The sequence below is a fragment of the Cupriavidus sp. MEYA8 genome (assembly GCF_059278825.1).
In genome coordinates this window covers 391,064-408,041 of sequence record NZ_JCAEMD010000003.1, presented here as the reverse complement: position 1 = coordinate 408,041, position 16,978 = coordinate 391,064, and the positions used below count along the sequence as shown (strand labels likewise).

Genomic DNA, 16,978 nt, shown 5'->3' with positions numbered 1-16,978 from the left:
ATAGCCGGTCGTGGCCTCGCCCTGAGAAGTGGTGAGGTTAGAGTCAAGGTGGGACGTGCACTTTGACCTGACGGAGGCCGACATGAAGTACTGCGGAATAGACCTGCACTCGAATAACAGTGTGGTGGTGGTCAGCGATGTGGAGGATCGTATCGTGCTACAACGGCGTCTGCCCAATGATCTGGAGCAGATCCTGTCGGCCCTTGCTGCCCACCAGGATGAGCTGGTTGGCGTCGTGGTGGAATCGACCTACAACTGGTACTGGCTGGTGGATGGGTTAATGGATGCCGGCTACCAGGTTCATCTGGCGCACGTCGCAGCGATCAAGCGGTACGAAGGATTGAAGCATAGCGGAGACGCGGCCGATGCCGCCTATCTGGCGCAGTTGCTACGTCTGGGGCTATTGCCTGAAGGTTACATCTATCCACGCGAGCAGCGGGCTGCACGCGACTTGGCTCGCAAGCGGATCCAGCTAGTCCGGTGCCGAACCGCCCAGATTCTGGCGATCGAGAACCTCTTCGCGCGCCATACGGGCAAGTCAATGAGCAGTCGCACGGTCAAGCGCATGACCACCGAGCAAGTGGACGCGATCGGCCTGCCGGCGGACGTCGCACTCGCGGTCAAGGCAAATCTTGCGATCAGCGACGCGTTGCAACAACAGATTGCCATCCTCGAGAAACGGCTAACCGAATGCGTCAAACTACGAGCCGAGTATCTTCTGCTGAAGACCGTGCCCGGGATCGGTGAAACGCTGGCCACCACCATCATGCTGGAGACCGGAACGCCAACGCGGTTTGCGGAGGTCGGCAAATTCAGTTCGTATTGCCGCTGCGTGGACAGCGCACGGCAAAGTAATGGCAAGAAGAAAGGCGAAGGCAACACCCGCAACGGCAATGCGTATCTCGCGTGGGCCTTCGTCGAGGCGGCCAATTTCACCTTGCGCCAATGCTTACCGGCGCGGCGCTTCTATGAACGCAAGCTTCGCGCCACGAACCGGTTTGTCGCGCTCAAGGCCGTGGCCCACAAACTAGCGCGCGCCTGTTACTACATGCTGCGCGAGCAGCAGCCATTCGATGTGAACCGATGCTTTGTTTGATGGTTCGGCGCAAGTTGGCGAGCCAGTAACGTGACTGGCCTGCAACCAGGGCTTTGATTGGACGCTCCCCTGCGCCGACCGACTGTTTGCGGATGATTGAATCGCCCAGGCCGTGAGCCACCTAAAGACTGGCGTCGCGTGCGATAGCCAAGGCATTGTAAATACGCCTTTGGACACGGTCTGGCACCGATGGTTTTCTGGGGCGGTCAGCGCCGCCAGGGCGGCTGCGGATATTGGCGCAGCCAGCTTGATCCCGATGGGTGTCTGGCGCGATTCAGTTCGCAGCCAGCCAAACGAAAACATGGGCGCGATTTCGCTCCAAGAGCAGCACGGTAGTGATTGCCGAATGTTTCGTTGGGTGCAGGGGTGATGTACTGCTGCATCACCCCTGCACCCAACGACGGGGTAGTGTTGTCCCTTGACTCGGGTCGGCTAATGGGTGTCACGTTGGCGAGGTCGCGTAAGATGGCGCGATGAAGAAGAAGTCGCGCTATCACGGTCACCGTTTCCCTGCCGTCGTCATCAGCTGTGCGGTGCGTTGGTATTTCCGTTTCAATCTCAGTCTGCGCGACATTGAGGAATTGCTGTTCGAGCGTGGCGTGGTCGTCAGCTACGATACGATCCGCCGCTGGTGCGACAAATTCGGCGCTGGCTTCGCGCATCGCGTCAAGGCTGCGCGGCGCAAGCCGGGCACCACCTGGCACCTCGACGAGATGTTCGTGTCGCTGCGCGGCGAGCCCTACCTGCTGTGGCGGGCGGTCGACGAACATGGCGCTGAACTCGACATCCTGCTACAGAAGCGGCGCGACAAGGCTGCGGCCAAACGCTTCTTCCTACGCGTGCTGCGTTCCTGCCCGGCGCCGCACCAGATCGTCACCGACCAGCTGCGCAGCTACCCGGCCGCAAAGGCCGACATCCCGGAGCTGGCCGGCGTCAAACATGTATTCGTGAAGGCTGCCGCTCGCGTGAACAATCGCGCCGAGAACAGCCACCAGCCGACCCGTGAACGCGAGCGGCGCATGCGTGGATTCCGCGACCCGAAGCGCACCCAGGCGTTCCTGTCGAACTTCGGCCCGATCCGGCAGCACTTCGCGCTGAAACGGCATCTGTTGCGTGCTTCGCTCTATCGCAAGCTTGCCGCGAGGTTTGCCGCCTGGCATGAATTCACTGAAGTGGCCCAAAATCGGTGTTGTTGCACAAATCGAATTTGAAGACGGAGCAACCCCTGAGAGGCGAAATTCAGGCAATACGGACGGACTGCGGGCGAGCAAGCTCATTCATGTGGTTGAGCACGTCCGCGCGGATTGCCACCTCGCGTCTGCTGCTCGTTGCAATGGTGTCGATGGCCGCATTGCGCCATGCCGCACCGGGCGTGGTTTCAGGCCACGGCATCGCGCCCTCGCGCGGCGGAATCGACGGTTGCGCGTCTGTGGCGGCAATCACTGCATGGCACGACTTGGTGTCGTACGCGCCATCGCCGCCAACGATGTCCACGGGCGTGTCGGGCGGCAACTGGTCGAGCAAATCAGGCAACACGTCGGCATCGCCGACGTCCTGATGGGTCATCAACGCCGCGCATATCTGTCCGCTGTTGGCGTCCATCGCCAGATGGACTTTGCGCCACGTGCGACGCTTGGAATAGCCGTGCTTGCGCACCTTCCATTCGCCTTCACCGAACACCTTCAGGCCGGTGCTGTCGACCACCAGATGCAGCGTTTGCCCCGCGCGCAGCGCGGGCAGAACGACCTCCAAGTCCTGTGCGCGACGGCTCAGGGTCGAGTAGTTCGGCGCCGGCAGGTCCGCGAAGGCAAGCTTGCGCAGGCTCATGGCAAAGCCTTGCAGCGCGCGCAACGGCAGGCGGAACACTTGCTTGAGCCCAAGCAGCATCTGAATGACAGCATCCGAATAGACGCACGGGCGGCCGCGCTTGGATACACCCACGCCGGGCGACGCCAACACGCTTTGGTCTATCCACATCGTGACGTCTCCCCTTGCAATCAGACCGGCGTTGTATTGCGCCCAGTTCTTGACGCGATAGATGCCCTTGGGCTCGGCTTGCTTCTGTGTGTCCCTGCGCAACTTCCCGGCAAAAGACGAGAATCTACGCACCCGGCCCGATTGTTTACAGCGCTATCTGCTCAGACCGTTGCGCGTAAACGTCAACTCGCCGTGCGCCGGGCGGATTTGTGCAACAACGCCCCCAAAATCCGTCAACCGCTTCCTGATCACCGGGCTCGCTCGCCACTGCCTTGTCTTGCTAGCGGCAAGTTGACAGTGCCCCGCTAGGGTCTGACCCCTATATCCTCGAACGGGAATCAGGGTGCCTCGCCGACTGGCACGATTGCCGTCGTATCGATCCGCTGGACCTTGCCATGCTCTTGTACTTCCGTACGCAGCACGAAGCCTTCGCTTGGGCAATACCAATCTGTAACCTGCATGACGGAAGGCGTCGACATAATCAGCTCATCGATGAGCTGCGTCGGCCCAAGCGAGGAGCGTTTTTCGTAGGTGATCGGAATGCATTCTTTGCGACCCATTGCAGTTTCAATCATGCGCCGCCGTCCAACGTGGCGCGAGCTGATGGTAATCGTGGCGTGTGGCACTCGCAGTTCGCCCAGTTCTTCATCCATTCCTCGCGCATAGATCTTGAGCGTAACACTGGAGCTGACGGTCTCTCCGCCAAGTGTCGCGCCCTCGCGCAAATCGGCTCCCTGATAGTTGAGCACACCCTCACCTATGCTTGTCGATACGCCATAGAGCCTGGTATAGCGCGATCTCGCATTGATCTCTGAATGGCCTTCAATGCGAACCTCCGGCGGCGAGGCGAGCGATGACACAGTGACCAGATTGCGCTGATCTGTAATAACAGGCGGCCCCATTAGCGCTGCAAGCGCGGTCCTCGAGTGGATATTAATGATCGCCTGGCATCCCGCATGTGTATGGCCGAGCGGATCCTGGACCGTCGTAATAGACATCGGCATGATACCGTCTGCTTCCATCTGCACTTTCGCATCGGGGCGAGACCAAAGCGTTGTCCAGCAGTTCGCCCTGACTACCGGCGGAGGCGCTTCAGTCGATAGCGGTGTTTCGGACAAAATCGTCGCGTCAGTCGTCGCCCACACCAACCGATTGGCAAATAGTGCGGCGACGATGGCGATAGCAGCAAGATCGCGCTTAGGGCACACGTTTTTCCCCAGTTGGAAAATTCTAATTTTACTGCCAAAGGCCGGACCGTCTACCAGATGCCACCTCGGGTTATGTCGCAGTAAGCCAGTGAGGACGTGAAGAGCTCGCCGGGTTGATTGGGTTTATATTGCCAGCGAATAGAACTGCTCTGCAGCGGACGGACTGCTCCCTTCGGTGCATTGCATCTGGCCCTTGGAAATCATGTGCATCAGTTCGATGCCGCCCAGCAAGATGCGGGCGCAGCGGAAGTCCTTGAAGCCAAGCATGGGTCGAGTCTGGCGCTTGATGGCCCGATGGTCCTGCTCGACGGCGTTGTTCAGGTACTTGACCTGGCGAATGGCGATGGGTGTTTCCCGTTCGGCGTTGAGGTCGTGCAGTGCCGCCAGGTTGGCCGGGCTGCCGTCGATGGTCACCGTGTCAGGCTGGCCGTGCTGCGCGATGGCCTTCTCGAAAAACCGCCGTGCTGCGGCCTTGTCACGCTGGGCGCGCAGCAGGAAGTCGATGGTATGGCCCGCCTTGTCGACCGCCCGGTACAGATACTTCCACTGGCCGCGTACCAGGATGTAGGTCTCGTCCATGCGCCAGCTCTTGCCCACCGGTCGCTTGTGCCGGCGGAAGATCTTGTTCAACGCTGGCAGCAGTTTGAGCGCCCAGCGGTGCACGGTCGAATGGTCCACCGAGATGCCACGCTCGGCCATCATCTCTTCGAGATGGCGCAGGCTCAGCGGATAGGCGACATACCAGCGCACGCAGGTCAGCATCACCTCCAGTGGGTAGTGCAGGCGCTTCAATACCTTCGCAACTTCCGGATTCATCACCGCTGCCCACACTGGCTGAGTTCGACTCCGGAAATTCTACCCCGAGCTTACTGCGACAAAACCAGGCGGGCCATACCATCGACTTCCTGCTGCGCGCCCAGCGTGACAAGGCCGCAGCACGGCGGTTTTTCGAGAAGGCCATCGCGCAGCACGGCCAGCCTGACACGGTGACCATCGACGGCAGCCCGGCCAACCTGGCGGCACTGCACGACCTCAACGCCGAACGGGAAACGCCCATCGCCATTCGCCAGGTCAAGTACCTGAACAACGTCGTCGAGCAGGACCATCGGGCCATCAAGCGCCAGACTCGACCCATGCTTGGCTTCAAGGACTTCCGCTGCGCCCGCATCTTGCTGGGCGGCATCGAACTGATGCACATGATTTCCAAGGGCCAGATGCAATGCACCGAAGGGAGCAGTCCGTCCGCTGCAGAGCAGTTCTATTCGCTGGCAATATAAACCCAATCAACCCGGCGAGCTCTTCACGTCCTCACTGGCTTACTGCGACATAACCCCCGTGACACCCATTAGCCGACCTCTCGCATTGGGCGAAAGTAGTTTCATCTGGTATAATCGCATTGTAAACTACATGTTGACGTTGATCGATCCACGGCTCACGCCGTAGATTGGAACGCCTCCCACTATGTCCTTCGAACAACGCATCGACCGCTTCTGCGCCAGCCATCCCGAAGCCCCGCGCGACCTGATCCTGGCCTCCAGGCTGCTGCTGCGCACCGCGCGCCTGCTGCGCGGCCATATCGACCAGGCGCTGTCCCCGTTCGAACTGGACATGAGCCAGTACCTGCTCCTGAGCATGCTTGCCGTCGACGACGGCAAGCCCAGCATGCCGTCCGAGCTGGGCGCCACGCTCGACGCCACGCGCACGCAGATGACGCGGCTGCTGGATGGACTGGAAGCGCGCGGCCTGCTGCGCCGGCATGCCTCGGCCAGCGACCGCCGCAGCCTGGAGCTGACCCTGACCCCGGCCGGCCGCCGGCTGCTGGAACGCGCCGCGCCGGCAGTGCATGCCGCCTACGGCGAGGCCTGGGCGCCGCTCGGCGCGAGCGGCCTGGCCGGCGCCACGCGCGCGCTGACCCAGCTGCACCAGACCCTGGAAGGGCTGCAGCCATGATTCCCGGTTCGCCCTGGCAACCGCTATGGAAATTGCGCGCCGGCATGCGGTGGCTGCGCTGGCTGACCCGCCGGCAGCGCCAGACCCTGCTGATGATGCTGCTAGCACTGGCCACCGGCGTGGAGTTCCTCGAGAACATCATGTTCGTCTTTGCCTCCAGCCACATCGTCGGCGGCCTCGACGCCGACCCGCGCAGCTTTGCGCTGGTGCAGGCGGCCTACGCGGTGGGCAGCATGCTGATGATCCTGAAGCAGCAATGGCTGTCGCGCCGGTTCGGCTACCGCTACTACCTGACGGGGGCGCTGCTGCTGTTCATGGCGGGTACGGTCGTGGCCGCGACCAGCCATGCGCTGCCGCAGATGGTGGTGGCGCGCTTTATCCAGGGCGTGGGCGGCGGCGCGTTGTTCACCAGCTGCCGCATCCTGGTCAACGTGCTGTTCGGACCGACGGCGCGCCCGCGCGCCAGCCGCATTTTCATGATCGGCATTTTCTCGGCGTCGGCGCTGGGTCCGGCCTTCGCCGCCGAGCTGATCGACCATGGCGTATGGCAGGACGTGTTCTACGGCGTGCTGCCGTTCGCCGCGCTGGCCACGCTGGGTGCCTGGCTGCTGCTGCCGGATGCGGAGCCGCGCGCCGATACCAGCGGCCTCGCGCTCGGGCCGATGCTGCTGTTCGGCGCCGCCATCGTGACCTTGCAGGCGGCGCTGACCGAGGCGCGCTTCGACGTGTTCTCGCACCCGCTGCGGCTCGCGCTGTTGGCTGCCGCGGGCCTGGCGCTGCTGGCCGTGTTCCTGTGGAACCAGTGGCACCACATCGACCCAGTGCTGCACCTGCGCGCGCTGCGCCAGCCGGTGTACCTGACCGGCCTGGCGATGTACTTCGTTTACTACATGATCAGCAACCTGAACGGCTACCTGTTCCCGATCTACGCCGAGCAGGCCCTGAAGATCCCGCTGGCCACCACCGGCTGGCTCAACACCTTTGCCGCGCTCGTCAGCCTGGCCGGCAGCTTCGTCTACCTGCAGGTGGCGCCGCGCCTGACGCGCAAGAAGCCGCTGATGGTCGCCGGCCTGGCGCTGATGGCCGCCACGGCATGGTGGTTCTCGCAGATGCCGCCCGACGCCGGGCCGCCCGATCTGGCATGGGGGCTGTTCGGCAAGGGGCTGTTCGGTGTGTTGGTGATCATTCCTATCGCCGGGCTAACGTTCCGCGAGTTGGACCCCGATGAATTCACCCACGGTTACCGCAGCAAGAACCTGATAAGGCAGGTCGCCAGTTCCTTTGCCTCGGCGCTGGGCGCGGTGCTGCTGCAGAACCGCCAGTTCGCGGTGCACGACAGCCTGCTGCACGCGGTGGGCCAGCGTCCCGCCGAGGCCGAGCACTGGATGGCTGCCATGCAGGCGGCATTGGCCGCGCGCGGCTTCGATGCGGCGCAGGCCCACCTGGGCGCGCTCGCACAACTAGACGGGCTGATCGAGCAGCAGGCCAGGCTGATTGCCTGCGAGGATATCTATCGGCTGATTGCCGTACTGGCGTTGGTCGCGGCGGCGTACATGCTGCTGCAACGGCGGCTGGCCTAGAGCGGGTATTGTCACGTTATTGGAACTTGGCTGAGAAAAGCCGCAGGGCAAGTGTGGACCGCCGGTCATGCCATCCAGCGGACGCACGAAGCCCTTTCCCAGGCCTGCATGGCCTGGGCGCTAGCCTGCCGTTTGTGCTGGGCATCGCGATGGTATCGACACCCCATGAAAAGGTTTGAAATCTGTCCATGCACCGACGCGAAGCGTTGCAGGTGGCGCGCCGACTTGAAGCGGCGCATCACCTTCTCTCGTACCCGCGTGGGCTGGTGGCTGTTCTCGGCCCGGTTGTTCAGCCCCTTGTGCTGCCGGTGCTCGACCGTCACCCAGCTCGTTGTTGGCCGCCGCGTAGCTGCGCAGCTTGTCAGTGACAATCACACGCGGACGTCCATGGCGCTTGAGCAACTTGCGCATCAGCCGCTTGGCCGCGGCCTGGTCGCGCCGGCTTTGGATCAGCACGTCGAGCACGGCGCCGTGCTGATCCACCGCGCGCCACAGCCAGTGCTTCTTGCCGCGGATGGTCACCACGACTTCATCGAGGTGCCACTTGTCACCCCGGCCCAGTGCTGTGTTGCAAATGCGTTTGGCGACGGCCAGGCCGAAGTGCACTGACCAGCGCCGCACGGTTTCGTAGGTCGCCTCAATGCCACGCGCGGCCAGCATTTCCTCGACCATGCGCAGGCTCAGCGGAAACCGGTAGTACAACCACACGGCATAGCGGATCACCTCGGCGGGAAAACGATAGCCCTTGTACGAGATCGGATTGGCGGCTGCAGGCCAGCTGCAACGAGATGCTTTCTTCTTCATCTACCGATCTTACCTGGTCGCCAACGTGACAGTACCCTGCGAACAGCCGATCCATCTTCGCCAAGGCCTGGTTGACCATGGTGCGGATCGGGCGAAGTGGATGGGACTTGGGCACGAAATGGTCCAGCCGCCGCATGGTGAACAAGCTTTCGGTGAAGGTGTCTGCGCCGCGCATGCAATGTTGGAGAGTGAATCGTGTCGAGTTCTCAGGTCAACGTTTCGAGCTGTCGATGCGCTGACTCGGGGTCGAGGTACTTCAGCAGCCTGCTTCTATGATGAGTCGGAAGGCAAGAATTTTTACGCAAATTGATCCAACTTCCTAATCTAGCTCGCGCTTGCCGCAAGGCGGCTGTCGCTGTTGTTCACCAGTTTCAAAGTTCCCGGTCATCTTTACGTGAGACTTCGACGTCCCACCAACTTCTATCCGCTGGTATTTGCCCAGCCCAATCCTGCATGCGCGTTGCGCTAAGGTGACCTTGATGCGAGAAGCTCCCATCTAGTAGTGTCGGTTGCGGTTGCAACCAGCAGGCTGCACGGGCTTGTCTACTTCGAACTGACTTGCGATAGGACGGACAGGAGCAGCTAATGCGAGCGTTGCCGCCATTCCTTCAAACTGCTGCCACCTCGCCGGCTGAACGTTTTAATCCTGTGGTCTTGCTGTTTTTCAGAAGCGCTCCCTCGGGTAGGATTCCATGCGTCAGATAGCGCCACAGAGCGATGACCAGCCGTCGCGCCACCGCGACTATAGCGATGCGCTTGCCCCGCTTGTTCTGGCTATTTCCTTGGGTGCGCTGCACGTACCACTGCGCCATCGCACTGCCGGGCTGATAGCGTAGCCAGAGCCACGCCATTTCAATAAGCAGAGAACGCACGCGCCGGTTGCCCTGCTTACTGATCCCCTGGTCGACCCGGCTCTGGCCGCTGTCGTACGGCTGCGGCGCCAAGCCGACACAGGCGCCCACCTGCCGGCGGTTGTCAAAGCTGCGCCAGAACAGCTCGAGCACCAGTCGTGTCGCGCCGACCGGGCCGACCGCCTTGAGCCGTTGCAGGTCGGCAATGCGTTTTTGTGCGGGTTCCGGCAATTGCCTGACCAGGTCTTTTTCCAGTGCAGCGAGTTGCTGCTGGGCTAAGGCCAAGCGCTGACACTCCCGGATCAGCCGCGCATGCAACTGCGCAGGGATTGCCGCGCCGTCGTAGCAGGAGATTTCTCCCTTTGCTAGCCGCTTTGCGATATCGCCTTCGACGTCTTGCCAGCAACCCACTGTTCGCAGCAGCTTGCGGATCCGGTCGCGGTGCTGTAGCGTCTCTTTTGAAGTTCACCCCGGTCGCGCACCAGGTGCCGCTGGGCTTCGGTTTCAACGGCCGGTACGCGAATCACGTGCATGCGGTCATGTTCGCCGCGCAGCCAGGCGCGCAGGCACAAGACCAGCTTGATCGCGTCGAGTCGGTCGGTCTTGGCCCGCCGCGCGTGCCGCTCCACCGGGATGCTGGCGGGGTCGCAGATCACTACTTCGTATCCTAGCTTCGATAGCGCTCGCTCGATCCAGAAGCCGTCCTGACCAGCCTCGTACAACACGACGGTGCGCACGGCAGGGCCAAGTCCCCATTTCGTCTTGATCTTCTCGATCGCTTGCATCGCTTCGTCCAGGCGGCATGCCGGAACTTTTGCAGCTACAGTCTGGATCGCAGGCTTCTCCCGCTTGCCGTCGTGCAGGGCGATTTTCCAGGTGCTGTTGGACAGCTCCAGGGCCACTGCCAATACATCTTCTCCGGGCATAGAATGATTGATACGGGTCGGTTGCATGACGTGCTCCAAGGTGAATGGGTCGCACCTTTACTTTAGGATCGCTTTGCGTGCGTTACCGACCCGCCTTCATTCATAGGATCTAGGTTGGATGTGGCAAGCGAATGGAGAAGCGCGTTCGCCCATCGACTCGCGAAACATCGATGGTGCCGCCGTGCGCCACGACGATGGCCCGGGTGATGGCCAGCCCAAGCCCCGTGCTTTCCGACTCAGGGCGGGCGCGCGACTTGTCGGCACGGAAGAAGCGCTCGAAAAGGAACGGCAGCACGTGCGGTGCGATGGCTTCGCCGTCGTTGTCGACGGAGACCGTGACGCCATCGCCATCGCCATCGCCATCGCCGCTGACCGTGACCAGCACCGTGCCTTGTCCCGGCGTGTGGCGGATCGCGTTGGATAGCAGGTTGCTCAACGCGCGACGCAGCATCAGCCGGTCCCCCAGGATGCGGCCGTCCCCTTGCAGTTGAAGCTGCACCGCCTTGTCGTCGGCCAGCGCGTCATAGAACTCGAACAACGCAAGTATCTCGTCGGCGAGATGAATCTCTTCCGTGCTGGGCAGCGTCAGGCTGTGCTCCATCTTCGCGAGGTAAAGCATGTCGGAGACCATGCGTGCCAAGCGTTGGAGTTCTTCGGCGTTGGAAGCCAGCACGTCGCGATACTTGATGCCCTCTCGCGGCTGTGAGAGCACGACTTCTGTCTGCGTGAGCAGATTGGTAAGCGGCGTGCGCAGCTCGTGTGCGATGTCGGTCGAGAAGTCCGACAGGCGGCGGAAATCGTTCTGCAGCCGCTCCAGCATGGCGTTCAGAGTGGCGGCCAGGTCTGCGACCTCTTCGGGCACGGTCTCAACGGGCATGCGCTCGTCTAGCTTGTCGGCCGTCACGGTGCGTGCACGCGAGGCCATGGTGCGTAGCGGTGCCAGACCGCGACGTGCAGCCCACCAACCGAACAGACCGGTGGCCAGCACTGCCAAGGCGATGTAGAACGCCAGCGTGCGGCGGAACGTGTGCAGGAAGTGGGCATGCGTATCCGTGTTCATGCCCAGCAGGATGTCCAGGGACTTGGCCGATGCGTTGTGCAGCGGGATCGACGCGCGGATGCCGCGATAGTGCTGCCCACCTTGCTCCCATGCGAGAACGTCGCCGTTGTGCTGCTGCGCCAATGCTTCTGCCTCGGCCTGGGAGTCGAAGCCCTGGGTCGCATACAAGACCTGCTGGTCCGGGTCTTGAATGCGTGCAATCAGGTCGGTGTGATATCGCAAGGCTTCCCGAATGCGCTCGGGAATCTGATCGGTCGGGTTCGATTCGACGATCTTCCGGATGACGTTGATGTGCTCGCGCAGGGTCGAGTAGTCTTGCTTGGCAAAGTGCTGATCCATGGCGAGGGAGATCACAATGCCAAGGCCCAGCAGCACCGCCGCCGCGCACAGCGAGAAGTACGCCGTCAGCCGTGTGGTGAGGGAGAGCTGCCCCGTCAGGCGCATCGGGCACATCAGGCCGCTTCCTCCGGGTCGTCAAGCACGTAGCCCATGCCGCGCACGGTCTGGATCAGTTTCGGCTCGAAGTTGTCGTCGATCTTGGCGCGCAGGCGGCGGATGGCCACGTCGATCACGTTGGTGTCGCTGTCGAAGTTCATGTCCCAGACCTGGGAGGCGATCAGCGAGCGTGGCAGCGCCTCGCCGCGGCGCCGGGCCAGCAGTTCCAGCAAGGAGAATTCCTTGCTCGTGAGCGGAATCTTCTGGCCGCCACGCGAGACGCGCCGGCGGGTCAGGTCCAGCACCAGGTCCGCAACCTGGATGCGATCGGCCGACAACGCGGCGCTGCCACGACGCAGCAGCGTGCGCACCCGCGCCAGCAGTTCTGCAAACGCAAACGGCTTCACGAGATAGTCGTCGGCCCCCATCTCCAGCCCCTTGACGCGGTCGGCCACGCTGTCGCGCGCGGTCAGAAACAGCACCGGCACGGCTTGCTCTACGGCACGCAAGGATTGGACGATCTGCCAGCCATTCACGTCGGGCAGCATCACGTCCAACACTAGCAGGTCGTAGTCACCCGTCATGGCCAGATGCTGGCCGTCGATGCCGTTGCGGGCCAGGTCCACCACGAACCCGGCTTCGGTAAGGCCTTGCTGCAGGTATTCCCCGGTCTTGGGTTCGTCCTCGACGACTAATAGCTTCATAGATAACGCACCTGAATTACATGTTTGCGGCTGAATATGGACGGTAGAGTACCGCGCTGCGGGCGCTATCACACCAAGATGACCGATCCGTAATATTTTGGTCAGGCTGGCGTAGCCTGATGCTGGGTAGCCTACACGCAACTTTTTGAGTTGCATATCTACATAAGGAAAACTCGATCATGCGCAGCAATCGTGCATCCGGCCTTGTGCTACCGAACTTGCCGCGTCGGCGGTTCGTGCAGGGTCTGGCCGCCGGTGGGGTCATTGCCGGCTTGGGGCTGGGTGGCATCACTTCGTCGCAGGCAGCGTCCGCCGCATCCACCGTGCTGGGGTCGAGTCCGGTGCTGCGCGGCACCGAGTTCGATCTGGTGATCGACGAGACACCCGTGAACTACACCGGCAAGCCGGCCATGGCGACCACCATCAACGGCATGCTGCCCGGCCCGACGCTGCGCTGGCGAGAGGGGGACACCGTTACCCTGCGTGTGACCAATCGCCTGCGCGAGCCGACCTCGATCCACTGGCACGGCATCATCCTGCCGTACCAGATGGACGGCGTACCCGGCATCAGCTTCAACGGCATCCCGTCCGGCGAGACCTTTACCTACCGCTTCAAGGTGCAGCAAAGCGGCAGCTACTGGTATCACTCGCACTCCGGCTTTCAGGAGATGACGGGCGTGTACGGCGGCCTCATCATCGATCCGGCAAACGGCGACGATCCGATTCGCGCCGACCGCGATTACACGGTGCTGCTGTCGGACTGGACGGATGAAGACCCGATGCGGGTGCTCTCCAAGCTCAAGACGCAGGGCGACTACTACAACTACCTCCAGCCCACGGTGGTGGAGTTCTTCCGCGATGTCGCCAACGATGGTTGGCAGACTGCCATGCGCAAACGGAGGATGTGGAACCAGATGCGCATGAGTCCGACCGATCTGGCGGACGTCTCCGGTGCCACGCTCACCTTTTTGACCAACGGCGTCACGCCTGCCGGCAACTGGACGGGCCTGTTCTCGCCGGGCGAGACGGTGCGGCTGCGCTTCATCAACGGGTCTGGCAATACCTTCTACGACGTCCGCATTCCGGGGCTGAAACTCAAAGTGGTGCAGGTCGATGGGAATGACCTCGAGCCGGTCACCGTGGACGAGTTTCGCTTTGGCCCCGGCGAGACATGCGACGTGCTGGTTTCCCCCAAGGACGATGCCTACACCATCTTCTCGCAGTCGATGGACCGCAGCGGCTACGCCCGCGGGACTCTTGCAGTCCGCTCCGGGCTGCAAGCGCCGGTTCCCGCGCTCGACAAGGTCCAGTCGCTGACCATGACCGACATGATGGGAGACATGGGCGGGATGAAGGGCACGGGCCACGGCGGTATGGCTGGTATGTCCGGCATGGACCATGGCCAGCACATGGCATCCGCCGGTGGTCCAGACAACTTGAAGGTGCCGAGCAAGAAGGCGCGGCACGCACGCACGGAATATGGCCCCAGCACGGACATGCACGTCGACACGGCGCGTACCAACCTGGACGATCCCGGCGTCGGGCTGCGCAACAATGGACGGCGCGTCCTGGTGCTGGCCGACATGCATACCATTGGCGGCCCCATTGACAAGCGTGTCCCGCAACGCGAAGTCGAAATGCATCTGACTGGCAACATGGAGCGCTACGCCTGGTCGATTGACGGTGTGGAGTTTGGCGAGTCGAAGCCCGTGCATTTCCACTATGGCGAACGGCTGCGCGTCATCCTCCACAACGACACGATGATGACGCACCCCATGCACTTGCACGGCATGTGGAGCGACCTTGAAGCACCAGACGGCACGTTCCTGGCACGCCGGCACACGCTCCCGGTTCAGCCTGCGCAACGCATCAGTTTTCTTGTCACGGCAGATGCGCTTGGACGCTGGGCGTGGCACTGCCACCTGATGTTGCACATGGACGCGGGCATGTTCCGCGAAGTGGTGGTGGCTTGATGCTCGACTTTCACAGCAGATCAAGCATGCGCAAGCACGCAAAAACACTATTGGCCGTAGCGCTGGCTGCCGCCGGCATCGGCGCCGCCTCGGCTCAAGACATGCAACGGATGGCGGGTGAGACGGCTTCGGCATCTCAACCTCCCGCCGCAAAGCCCGATGGCTCGATGCAAGGCATGGATCACGGCGCAATGCAGGGCATGGATCACGGCTCGATGCAAGGCATGGATCACGGCTCGATGCAGGGCATGGATCACGGCTCGATGCAGGGCATGGATCACGGCTCGATGCAAGGCATGGATCACGGCGCAGCGTCTCCCGACCTGCGCGATCCTGATGCCTATTCAGACGGTTATCAGTTGGGCACCGGAAAATACTCGCTCGGCGAAGATCACCGTCTAAGAATGTCGGACGAGCACTACTTTGCTTCCGTGGTGGCGGATCGGCTCGAATGGGCGCACGGTAACGACTCCAACGCAATGGCCTATGAGTTGCAGGCCCGGGTTGGCTCCACGTATAACAAGGCCGTCCTCAAAGCCGAGGGGGACGTATCGAAGGGACGCTTCGAAGAGGCCCGCACCGAGTTGCTATGGAGCCATGCCGTATCGACGTTCTGGGACACGCAACTCGGGGTCCGGAACGATGCGGGCTTTGGCAGGCCCGCGCGCAACTGGGTGGGTTTCGGGGTGCAAGGTCTGGCCCCGTACTGGTTTGACGTTGAGGCGACGGCGTATGTGGGCAGCAGTGGGCGCACGGCATTGCGCCTGTCCAGCGAATACGAACTGTTGCTGACTCAGCGGCTGATTCTGCAGCCACGCGTTGAAGCCAACTTCTATGGCAAACGCGATCCGGAGCTTGCCATTGGCAGCGGCTTGTCCGATGCGACAGTGGGCGTGCGGTTGCGCTACGAGTTCAGCCGGCAGTTTGCCCCGTACATCGGTATTGAGCGCAGCCAGGCATTTGGCGGCACGGCCAACATGATCGAAGCCGCCGGTGGACGTCGCGGCGAGACCCGCTTCGTCGCTGGCGTGCGCCTCTGGTTTTAATGTTCCAACTCCTGATCTCATGGGTGTTTATATGATGACCTCTCGCTTTACCAAGCAAGCCTTCATCGGTATGTCCCTGGCGCTGCTGGCAACGGCTGCGCTTGCGCATCCCAAGCTCGTTTCGTCGACGCCGACCGACAAGGCGGAAGTTGCTGCCCCCGCCAAGGTCGAGCTGCATTTCTCCGAGACCCTCATGCCGCAGTTCTCGGGCGCGAACCTGGTGATGACGGGCATGCCCGGCATGGCCGATCACGCGCCAATGAAGGTCGCGGCCAAGGTCTCAGGCGGCGAGGATGGCAAGACCATGATCATCACGCCCACGCAACCGCTGCCCGCCGGCAGCTATCGCGTTGACTGGCGTGCCGTGTCGTCGGACACGCACAACGTGAACGGCACCGTCACCTTCCAGGTGAAGTAAGCCGATGCCGGAGGATTGGCTGGTCGTCGCGCTGCGCTTTGCGCTGTACCTGGATCTGATGGTCGTCTTTGGCGTCGCGCTTTTCGGCGTGCATGCCATGCGAGAAGACGACCGGCGTTTGCCGATTGCACGACGGTATGTCCGTGTCGTTTGCGGTGCGGCGGTTATCGGTATCGGACTATCGCTCGCGAGCATGGTGGTGATGGCCAAGGCGATGACCGGGGCCAGCGCGTATGCCGAACTCACCGCGCCTGTCTTCAGCATGATCGTGACGGGGACGGCAGTTGGCGTGGCTTTGGTGATGCGCGCGGTGGCCTTGCTGGCCGTGTTGGCGGCCATCGTTGCGCTGAGCACGCGTCCGCTGCCGCGCTTATCGGTGCCGTCCGCATTCGGCGCCGTCGCCTTGGCGACTCTCGCCTGGGCCGGCCACGGCGCGATGGATGACGGCATGCGCGGCGCGTTCCATCTCGTGATCGATATTGCCCATCTTCTGGCCGCAGGTGCGTGGGTCGGCGCGCTGGTTGCGTTCGTCATGCTTGCTTTGGCGGCGCGAGGCGCGTCACCGGAGGCAGTCGACCTGCTCGGCCGGGCTTCAAACGGCTTTGCCCGCATCGGCACGTTGATCGTGGCCACATTGGCTGTCACCGGTGTGGTCAACTATTTTCTGATCGCAGGCCCGACGCTCGACGGCCTGCCTGGTACGGCTTACGGCAACCTGTTGCTCGTGAAGCTCGCGCTGTTCGCGCTGATGTTGCTGCTGGCTGCGGCCAACCGATATCGGATGAGCCCGCGTCTTGCCACAGCGTTGCGCGTTGGCAGCTACGCCGAAGCCGTGGCCGTGCTGCGCCGGAGTCTGGTCATGGAGGCCAGTCTCGCCGGCTTGATTCTTGGCCTGGTGGCCTGGCTGGGGGTGCTTTTTCCCGCCGGCGCTTGATACGCTTTCTTTTCAT

The 16,978-nt window shown here is 62.3% G+C and carries 13 protein-coding genes and 4 pseudogenes; 9 read left to right on the top strand and 8 right to left on the bottom strand.

Translation table 11 applies throughout. The features are described from left to right. The first annotated feature begins 82 nt into the window (after positions 1-82). Entirely contained in the window at positions 83-1,096 is a 1,014-nt protein-coding gene (locus AC5WJ1_RS29750; RefSeq protein WP_435385428.1) for an IS110 family RNA-guided transposase, read from the top strand. A 473-nt stretch (positions 1,097-1,569) separates the two neighbouring features. Beyond that, positions 1,570-2,307, top strand: coding sequence for an IS6 family transposase (locus AC5WJ1_RS29745; protein WP_494477068.1), 738 nt, complete (start codon positions 1,570-1,572; stop codon positions 2,305-2,307). A 28-nt stretch (positions 2,308-2,335) separates the two neighbouring features. On the opposite strand, the gene AC5WJ1_RS29740 is transcribed toward AC5WJ1_RS29745, so the two are convergent. From AC5WJ1_RS29740 to AC5WJ1_RS29730, 3 genes are all read right to left on the bottom strand, one after another. After that, the gene (locus AC5WJ1_RS29740) at positions 2,336-3,175 is read right to left on the bottom strand and encodes an IS5 family transposase (RefSeq protein WP_494477397.1); all 840 of its coding nucleotides are present in this window, start codon (positions 3,173-3,175) and stop codon (positions 2,336-2,338) included. Positions 3,176-3,411: 236 nt separating this feature from the next. Beyond that, a complete protein-coding gene (locus tag AC5WJ1_RS29735; RefSeq protein WP_494477067.1) occupies positions 3,412-4,281 on the bottom strand; it encodes a hypothetical protein in 870 nt (289 codons plus the stop codon). 123 nt (positions 4,282-4,404) lie between these two features. Further along, positions 4,405-5,097, bottom strand: coding sequence for an IS6 family transposase (locus tag AC5WJ1_RS29730; protein WP_494477066.1), 693 nt, complete (start codon positions 5,095-5,097; stop codon positions 4,405-4,407). A gap of 68 nt (positions 5,098-5,165) precedes the next feature. On the opposite strand from AC5WJ1_RS29730, the pseudogene AC5WJ1_RS29725 reads away from it, so the two are divergent. The 3 genes and pseudogenes from AC5WJ1_RS29725 to AC5WJ1_RS29715 all read left to right on the top strand — a co-directional run. After that, positions 5,166-5,558, top strand: a pseudogene (locus tag AC5WJ1_RS29725) (IS6 family transposase); the annotation flags it as partial. A gap of 184 nt (positions 5,559-5,742) precedes the next feature. Then, positions 5,743-6,231 carry a MarR family winged helix-turn-helix transcriptional regulator gene (locus AC5WJ1_RS29720; protein WP_494477065.1) on the top strand — a complete coding sequence of 163 codons (489 nt, stop codon included), beginning with the start codon at positions 5,743-5,745 and terminating at the stop codon, positions 6,229-6,231. Beyond that, positions 6,228-7,811, top strand: a complete 1,584-nt coding sequence (locus AC5WJ1_RS29715; RefSeq protein WP_494477064.1) for an MFS transporter — start codon at positions 6,228-6,230, stop codon at positions 7,809-7,811. The genes AC5WJ1_RS29720 and AC5WJ1_RS29715 overlap by 4 nt, the downstream gene beginning before the upstream one ends. Before the next feature lie 65 nt (positions 7,812-7,876). Here AC5WJ1_RS29715 and AC5WJ1_RS29710 read toward each other — a convergent pair. From AC5WJ1_RS29710 to AC5WJ1_RS29690, 5 genes and pseudogenes are all read right to left on the bottom strand, one after another. Then, positions 7,877-8,615: pseudogene (locus tag AC5WJ1_RS29710) on the bottom strand (IS6 family transposase). A gap of 37 nt (positions 8,616-8,652) precedes the next feature. Then, positions 8,653-8,790 (bottom strand): annotated as a pseudogene (locus AC5WJ1_RS29705) (IS5/IS1182 family transposase); the annotation flags it as partial. A 433-nt stretch (positions 8,791-9,223) separates the two neighbouring features. Then, a pseudogene (locus AC5WJ1_RS29700) lies at positions 9,224-10,419 on the bottom strand (IS110 family RNA-guided transposase). A gap of 82 nt (positions 10,420-10,501) precedes the next feature. After that, positions 10,502-11,905, bottom strand: a complete 1,404-nt coding sequence (locus tag AC5WJ1_RS29695) for a heavy metal sensor histidine kinase (protein ID WP_494477063.1) — start codon at positions 11,903-11,905, stop codon at positions 10,502-10,504. Further along, positions 11,905-12,591 carry a heavy metal response regulator transcription factor gene (locus AC5WJ1_RS29690; protein WP_494477062.1) on the bottom strand — a complete coding sequence of 229 codons (687 nt, stop codon included), beginning with the start codon at positions 12,589-12,591 and terminating at the stop codon, positions 11,905-11,907. Before AC5WJ1_RS29690 ends, AC5WJ1_RS29695 begins: the two co-directional genes overlap by 1 nt. Positions 12,592-12,770: 179 nt before the next feature. Here AC5WJ1_RS29690 and AC5WJ1_RS29685 point away from each other — a divergent pair, with 179 nt between their 5' ends. The 4 genes from AC5WJ1_RS29685 to copD are packed head-to-tail and all read left to right on the top strand — an operon-like array spanning position 12,771 to position 16,962. Next, positions 12,771-14,564 (top strand): copper resistance system multicopper oxidase, encoded by a 1,794-nt coding sequence (locus AC5WJ1_RS29685; RefSeq protein ID WP_494477061.1) that lies wholly within the window; start codon positions 12,771-12,773, stop codon positions 14,562-14,564. Then, positions 14,564-15,610 carry a copper resistance protein B gene (locus AC5WJ1_RS29680; protein WP_494477396.1) on the top strand — a complete coding sequence of 349 codons (1,047 nt, stop codon included), beginning with the start codon at positions 14,564-14,566 and terminating at the stop codon, positions 15,608-15,610. The genes AC5WJ1_RS29685 and AC5WJ1_RS29680 overlap by 1 nt, the downstream gene beginning before the upstream one ends. 31 nt (positions 15,611-15,641) lie before the next feature. After that, positions 15,642-16,028, top strand: coding sequence for a copper homeostasis periplasmic binding protein CopC (gene copC, locus AC5WJ1_RS29675; RefSeq protein ID WP_494477060.1), 387 nt, complete (start codon positions 15,642-15,644; stop codon positions 16,026-16,028). Between the two features lie 4 nt (positions 16,029-16,032). Next, a complete protein-coding gene (gene copD / locus AC5WJ1_RS29670; protein WP_494477059.1) occupies positions 16,033-16,962 on the top strand; it encodes a copper homeostasis membrane protein CopD in 930 nt (309 codons plus the stop codon). Positions 16,963-16,978 lie beyond the last annotated feature (16 nt).

Bases quoted from the DNA above. Each gene is read 5' to 3' on its own strand.
- AC5WJ1_RS29690 (WP_494477062.1), bottom strand. From the start codon at position 12,591: ATGAAGCTATTAGTCGTCGAGGACGAACCCAAGACCGGGGAATACCTG.
- AC5WJ1_RS29695 (WP_494477063.1), bottom strand. From the start codon at position 11,905: ATGTGCCCGATGCGCCTGACGGGGCAGCTCTCCCTCACCACACGGCTG.
- AC5WJ1_RS29750 (WP_435385428.1), top strand. From the start codon at position 83: ATGAAGTACTGCGGAATAGACCTGCACTCGAATAACAGTGTGGTGGTG.
- copC (WP_494477060.1), top strand. From the start codon at position 15,642: ATGATGACCTCTCGCTTTACCAAGCAAGCCTTCATCGGTATGTCCCTG.
- AC5WJ1_RS29715 (WP_494477064.1), top strand. From the start codon at position 6,228: ATGATTCCCGGTTCGCCCTGGCAACCGCTATGGAAATTGCGCGCCGGC.
- AC5WJ1_RS29720 (WP_494477065.1), top strand. From the start codon at position 5,743: ATGTCCTTCGAACAACGCATCGACCGCTTCTGCGCCAGCCATCCCGAA.
- AC5WJ1_RS29745 (WP_494477068.1), top strand. From the start codon at position 1,570: ATGAAGAAGAAGTCGCGCTATCACGGTCACCGTTTCCCTGCCGTCGTC.
- copD (WP_494477059.1), top strand. From the start codon at position 16,033: ATGCCGGAGGATTGGCTGGTCGTCGCGCTGCGCTTTGCGCTGTACCTG.
- AC5WJ1_RS29685 (WP_494477061.1), top strand. From the start codon at position 12,771: ATGCGCAGCAATCGTGCATCCGGCCTTGTGCTACCGAACTTGCCGCGT.
- AC5WJ1_RS29730 (WP_494477066.1), bottom strand. From the start codon at position 5,097: ATGAATCCGGAAGTTGCGAAGGTATTGAAGCGCCTGCACTACCCACTG.
- AC5WJ1_RS29680 (WP_494477396.1), top strand. From the start codon at position 14,564: ATGCTCGACTTTCACAGCAGATCAAGCATGCGCAAGCACGCAAAAACA.